This is a genomic window from Streptomyces sparsus (assembly GCF_054776295.1).
The window spans coordinates 1-5,667 of sequence record NZ_BAAHCA010000265.1; the positions used below are offsets into that span (position 1 = coordinate 1).

Annotated in this window: 5 protein-coding genes; 4 read left to right on the forward strand and 1 reads right to left on the reverse strand. The window is 71.3% G+C overall.

Annotation, left to right across the window (positions count from 1 at the left end):
- Positions 1-96 precede the first annotated feature (96 nt).
- The gene (locus ACYVE9_RS13955; RefSeq protein WP_461028151.1) at positions 97-408 is read right to left on the reverse strand and encodes a WhiB family transcriptional regulator; all 312 of its coding nucleotides are present in this window, start codon (positions 406-408) and stop codon (positions 97-99) included.
- 453 nt (positions 409-861) lie between these two features.
- On the opposite strand from ACYVE9_RS13955, the gene ACYVE9_RS13960 reads away from it, so the two are divergent.
- The 4 genes from ACYVE9_RS13960 (at position 862) to ACYVE9_RS13975 (ending at position 5,352) form a co-directional block, all read left to right on the forward strand.
- Positions 862-1,473, forward strand: coding sequence for a response regulator transcription factor (locus tag ACYVE9_RS13960; protein ID WP_028426699.1), 612 nt, complete (start codon positions 862-864; stop codon positions 1,471-1,473).
- Positions 1,474-1,837: 364 nt separating this feature from the next.
- The gene (locus tag ACYVE9_RS13965; protein WP_461028152.1) at positions 1,838-2,422 is read left to right on the forward strand and encodes a sigma-70 family RNA polymerase sigma factor; all 585 of its coding nucleotides are present in this window, start codon (positions 1,838-1,840) and stop codon (positions 2,420-2,422) included.
- Positions 2,423-2,570: 148 nt separating this feature from the next.
- Positions 2,571-4,073: an IMP dehydrogenase gene (gene guaB, locus ACYVE9_RS13970; protein ID WP_461028153.1), complete on the forward strand. Its 1,503-nt coding sequence runs from the start codon at positions 2,571-2,573 to the stop codon at positions 4,071-4,073.
- A gap of 163 nt (positions 4,074-4,236) precedes the next feature.
- Complete coding sequence (locus tag ACYVE9_RS13975; RefSeq protein WP_461028154.1) at positions 4,237-5,352, forward strand: GuaB3 family IMP dehydrogenase-related protein; 1,116 nt, start codon at positions 4,237-4,239, stop codon at positions 5,350-5,352.
- Positions 5,353-5,667: the final 315 nt, after the last annotated feature.

Genomic DNA, 5,667 nt, shown 5'->3' on the forward strand with positions numbered 1-5,667 from the left:
GAGCTTCCGGCGCCGCCCGGCCGGAGGCCGGGGCGTGCCCGTGCCGGGCGAACAGCGGGGCCCCCGGCCCCCGGCCTGTGAAAATACGTTTCTGCGTCAGTGGGCGGGACTCTGGACCGTCACCAGACGGGTGCGGGCCCGGCCCATCAGCTCCTCGCGTTCGTCCTCTGTCAGTCCGCCCCACACGCCGTACGGCTCGCGTACGGCCAGAGCGTGCGCCGCGCAGTCCGCACGGACCGGGCAGCGCATGCAGACCTCTTTCGCGGACGCCTCACGCGCACTGCGGGCCGCCCCGCGTTCTCCCTCGGGGTGGAAGAAGAGCGAACTGTCGACCCCTCGGCATGCGGCGAGGAGCTGCCAGTCCCACAGGTCGGCGTTGGGACCCGGAAGGCGGGAGAAATCTGCCATTGCTCGTCCTCTCGGAGCACTGCTGCTGGTGGTCGGCCGACGGTGGGCACCGGAGGTGGGGTCGGAGCGCGGCACGCACCAGGACGCTCCCGTGTACCCAAAGCGACCACGACACTGCCGACCGTACATCTATCTTCTTAGTAGATGTAAATATGACTCTTTGCGAATTTAGCCATGGACGCCACAAAAGGGAAGCAAAAGCCTCCATATAGGGCACAGTGGGGTTGCTCGAGGTGGACGGTGATCAGGGTCGGCTGCGTGTGCGGGCACTCACGTAGAGTGCTGAAGGCGGACGTCGAAGCCCGTAACTCTTTTGGGTGACCGTCGTTGAGAGTGCGAGGCGGTTGGCGTAATTCGCACTCGGGCAAGCGTCCGGGGCAGTCGACCGCTCAGGTGACGATTCGTAACAGCCTGGAGGCTCAAGGTGATGCGCAGCAGCAGCGGAGGGCGGCCATGACTTCCGTCCTCGTATGCGACGACTCCCCGCTCGCCCGAGAGGCGCTGCGCCGCGCGGTCGCGACCGTGCCCGGTGTCGAGCGGGTGACCACGGCCGCCAACGGCGAGGAAGTCCTCCGCCGCTGGGGAGCCGACCGGTCCGATCTGGTCCTGATGGACGTGCGCATGCCCGGTCTGGGCGGCGTCGAGACGGTGCGGCGCCTGCTCTCCGCCGACCCGGGGGCCCGCATCATCATGCTGACCGTCGCGGAGGACCTGGACGGCGTGGCGCTCGCCGTGGCCGCCGGAGCGCGCGGCTACCTGCACAAGGACGCCTCCCGCGCCGAGCTGCGGGCGACCGTCACCCAGGCGCTCGCCGACCCGACCTGGCGGCTCGCGCCGCGCCGGCTGAGGTCCGCCGAGATGGGTGCGGCGCCGACACTCACCGCCCGCGAGATCCAGGTGCTCGAAGGCATGAGCCACGGCCGCTCGAACGCCGAGATCGGCCGGGAGCTCTTCCTCTCGGAGGACACCGTCAAGACGCACGCACGCCGACTGTTCAAGAAGCTCGGCGCCTCCGACCGGGCCCACGCCGTGGCCCTCGGCTTCCGCTGGGGCCTGGTGCGCTGACCGCCGGCCCGCGGCCGGGGTGCCTCCCACCTGCTCCGGTGGGAGGCATCGTGCGTCCCGGCCCGGATCGCACGCCCGCGGACTCCGCACATTGCCGCCCGATGCCGCATGCTGGAGGGTGATTCCTCCCCGGCCGGCGCCGGGGCTTCTCATCCGAACGCGAGGGGCCTTGATGACGGACAAGCCCGGCCCGGTGCCGCAAGGCCCTGGGGCGAAGCTGCCGGGTGCCGACGGCGAAGGTGGGGATCGACCCGGATTGGGGAGGGCTGGCGGGATGGCTTCGAGCGCGCTCCGGTATAACGCTTCGGTGCACAACCAGGAGCAGGGTGCAACGGATTCCGCGGGGCCGGTGCACCATGGACCGATGCGCGATGACGAGCCCACGGCCGTTTCGGCCATCGGCACGCTCGTGCGGCGGGCCGTGGACGGCGACGAGCAGGCCACCCACGACCTGCTGGCCCACGTGCATCCGCTCGCGCTGCGGTACTGCCGTGCCCGGCTGAGCCGGCTGCCCGGGGACGCCCGCCACTTCGTGGACGACCTCGCACAGGAGGTCTGCCTGGCGGTCCTGTGCGCGCTGCCCCGCTACCGCGACACCGGAAAGCCGTTCGAGGCGTTCGTCGCCGCGATCGCCCACCACAAGGTCGCCGACCTCCAGCGCGCGGCGATGCGGCACCCCGGTTCCACCGCCGTGCCGTCCGACGAGATGCCGGAGCAGCCCGACGACTCCCTCGGCCCGGAGGAGCGCGCGCTGCTCAGCAGCGACACCGCCTGGGCCAAGAAGCTGCTCGCGAACCTGCCCGACCACCAGCGGGAACTGATCCTGCTGCGCGTCGCGGTCGGGCTCACGGCGGAGGAGACCGGGCAGGTGTTGGGAATGTCACCCGGGGCCGTGCGGGTCGCCCAGCACAGAGCGCTCAGCCGCCTGCGGGCGCTGGCGGAGCAGTAGGAGCGGCCGTGTCCACCGGGCTGTCGGCGGGGCTGCCACGGAGGCGTCCACCGAGTTGTCCACAGAGTTGCCCATCGGGTGCGGGGGCGGCCCGTTCGGCCGTTAGCATGGACCAACGTGCCTGGGCAAGACCATTGGGGAAGGTGTCATGACTGACAACGTCGACGGAGTGCCCGAGAAGTTCGCGATGCTCGGGCTGACCTACGACGACGTGTTGCTGCTGCCCGGCGAGTCCGACATGGCACCGCAGGACATCGACACCTCCTCGTACGTCTCGCGCAACGTCAAGGTCAACATCCCGCTGCTCTCCGCGGCGATGGACAAGGTCACCGAGGCGCGGATGGCGATCGCCATGGCCCGTCAGGGCGGCGTGGGCGTGCTGCACCGCAACCTCTCCATCGAGGACCAGGCCGCCCAGGTCGACCGGGTCAAGCGGTCGGAGTCCGGCATGGTCGCCGACCCGATCACGATCCGCCCGGACGCGACGCTGCGCGAGGCCGACGCCCTGTGCGGCCGGTTCCGGATCAGCGGCGTGCCGGTGACGGACGCGGCCGGCAAGCTGCTCGGCATCGTCACCAACCGCGACATGGCCTTCGAGTTCGACCGCGAGCGCCAGGTCCGCGAGGTCATGACGCCGATGCCGCTGGTCACCGGCCAGGTCGGCATCGCCAGGTCCGCGGCCATGGAGCTGCTGCGCCGGCACAAGATCGAGAAGCTTCCGCTGGTCGACGGCGAGGGCCGGATCAAGGGCCTGATCACCGTCAAGGACTTCGTCAAGGCGGAGAAGTACCCGAACGCCGCCAAGGACGAGGAGGGCCGGCTGATCGTCGGCGCCGCCGTCGGGGTGGCGGGCGACGCCTACGAGCGCGCCCAGGCGCTGATCGAGGCCGGTGTCGACTTCGTCGTCGTCGACACCGCCCACGGCCACTCCCGTCTCGTCGGTGACATGGTCGCCAAGATCAAGTCGAACTCCTCCGTGGACGTGGTCGGCGGCAACGTCGCCACCCGCGACGGCGCCAAGGCGCTCGTCGACGCCGGCGTCGACGGCATCAAGGTCGGGGTCGGTCCGGGGTCCATCTGCACCACCCGCGTCGTCGCCGGCATCGGCGTGCCGCAGGTCACCGCGATCTACGAGGCAGCCCTCGCCGCCAAGGGCGCGGGCGTGCCGGTCATCGGTGACGGCGGCCTCCAGTACAGCGGCGACATCGCCAAGGCGCTCGTCGCCGGCGCCGACACGGTGATGCTCGGCAGCCTGCTGGCCGGCTGCGAGGAGTCGCCGGGCGAGCTGCTCTTCATCAACGGCAAGCAGTTCAAGTCCTACCGCGGCATGGGCTCGCTGGGCGCCATGCAGTCCCGGGGCGAGCAGCGCTCCTTCTCCAAGGACCGCTACTTCCAGGAGGGCGTCAGCGGTGACGACAAGCTGATCCCGGAGGGCGTCGAGGGCCAGGTCCCCTACCGCGGCCCGCTCTCCGCCGTCGTGCACCAGCTCGCCGGCGGTCTGCGCCAGTCGATGTTCTACGTCGGCGGCCGGACCGTGCCGGAGATGAAGGAGCACGGCCGGTTCGTCCGGATCACCGCGGCCGGCCTCAAGGAGAGCCACCCGCACGACATCCAGATGACCACCGAGGCGCCGAACTACTCGCGCCGCTGAACCCGCGTCGCCACCGGGCGACACGGACCGAAGGACCGTCCCGGCCGGGTCGCCCGCAGCAGCGGCGGCCCGGCCGACGTCCGCCCGGCGTCGCTCACCTCCAGCGGCACCGGGCGCGTCGGTGATACTGGGACGGAAGCCGAGAGCGGAAGGGCAAAACCACGTGACTGAGATCGAGATCGGGCGCGGCAAGCGCGGGCGGCAGGCCTACGCCTTCGACGACATCGCCGTAGTGCCGAGCCGGCGCACGCGCGACCCGAAGGAGGTCTCGATCGCCTGGCAGATCGACGCCTACCGCTTCGAGCTGCCGTTCCTCGCCGCACCGATGGACTCGGTCGTGTCGCCGCGCACCGCCATCCGGATCGGCGAACTGGGCGGCCTGGGCGTCCTCAACCTCGAAGGCCTGTGGACGCGCCACGAGGACCCGGAGCCGCTGCTCGCCGAGATCGCCGAGCTGGACGAGAACCGCGCGAACCGCCGGCTCCAGGAGATCTACGCCGAGCCGATCAAGGAGGAGCTGATCGGCCAGCGCCTCAAGGAGGTGCGGGACGCCGGCGTCGTCACCGCCGCCGCCCTGTCGCCGCAGCGGACCGTGCAGTTCTCCAAGGCCGTGGTCGACGCAGGCGTGGACATCTTCGTCATCCGCGGCACCACCGTCTCCGCCGAGCACGTCTCCTCGGCCGCCGAACCGCTGAACCTGAAGCAGTTCATCTACGAGCTGGACGTGCCCGTCATCGTCGGCGGCTGCGCCACCTACACCGCCGCGCTGCACCTGATGCGCACCGGCGCGGCCGGCGTGCTGGTCGGCTTCGGCGGCGGCGCCGCGCACACCACCCGCAGCGTGCTCGGCATCCAGGTGCCGATGGCGTCGGCCGTCGCCTACGTCTCCGCCGCCCGCCGCGACTACATGGACGAGTCCGGCGGCCGCTACGTGCACGTCATCGCGGACGGTGGCGTCGGCTGGTCGGGAGACCTGTCGAAGGCGATCGCCTGCGGCGCGGACGCCGTCATGATGGGCTCGCCGCTGGCCCGCGCCGAGGACGCCCCGGGCCGCGGCTACCACTGGGGCATGGAAGCGGTGCACGAGGACGTGCCGCGCGGCAAGAAGGTGCACCTCGGCACCGTCGGCACCACCGAGGAGATCCTCACCGGCCCCTCGCACACCCCGGACGGCTCGATGAACTTCTTCGGCGCGCTGCGCCGGGCGATGGCCACCACCGGGTACTCCGACCTCAAGGAGTTCCAGCGGGTCGAGGTCACCGTCAGCCGCTCCCGCTGACGCCCCGGCCTGCTCCTCGCAGCCCGGCACGAAGGGCCGACCCCGGCAGTCACCTGCTCGGGGGCGGCCCTTCGGCCGTTCAACGGCCACGCCGGGGCCCGGCGGCGGTGACACCGAGCCACCGACCGCCCGACACACGCCCGCCCGTGACGGCGTGCGCGCACACGACGACACACGACGTGCGCTGCCCTTGACGGCGATGCAGTCGCCGGCGTTGACCTTCTCCGCGTCCGCGGCGCGCACGACCGGGGCGAGGTCCAGGTAGACGCCGTCCAGCACGGTCGGCAGCGCCGCGACGTCGAAACGTGCTCGTCG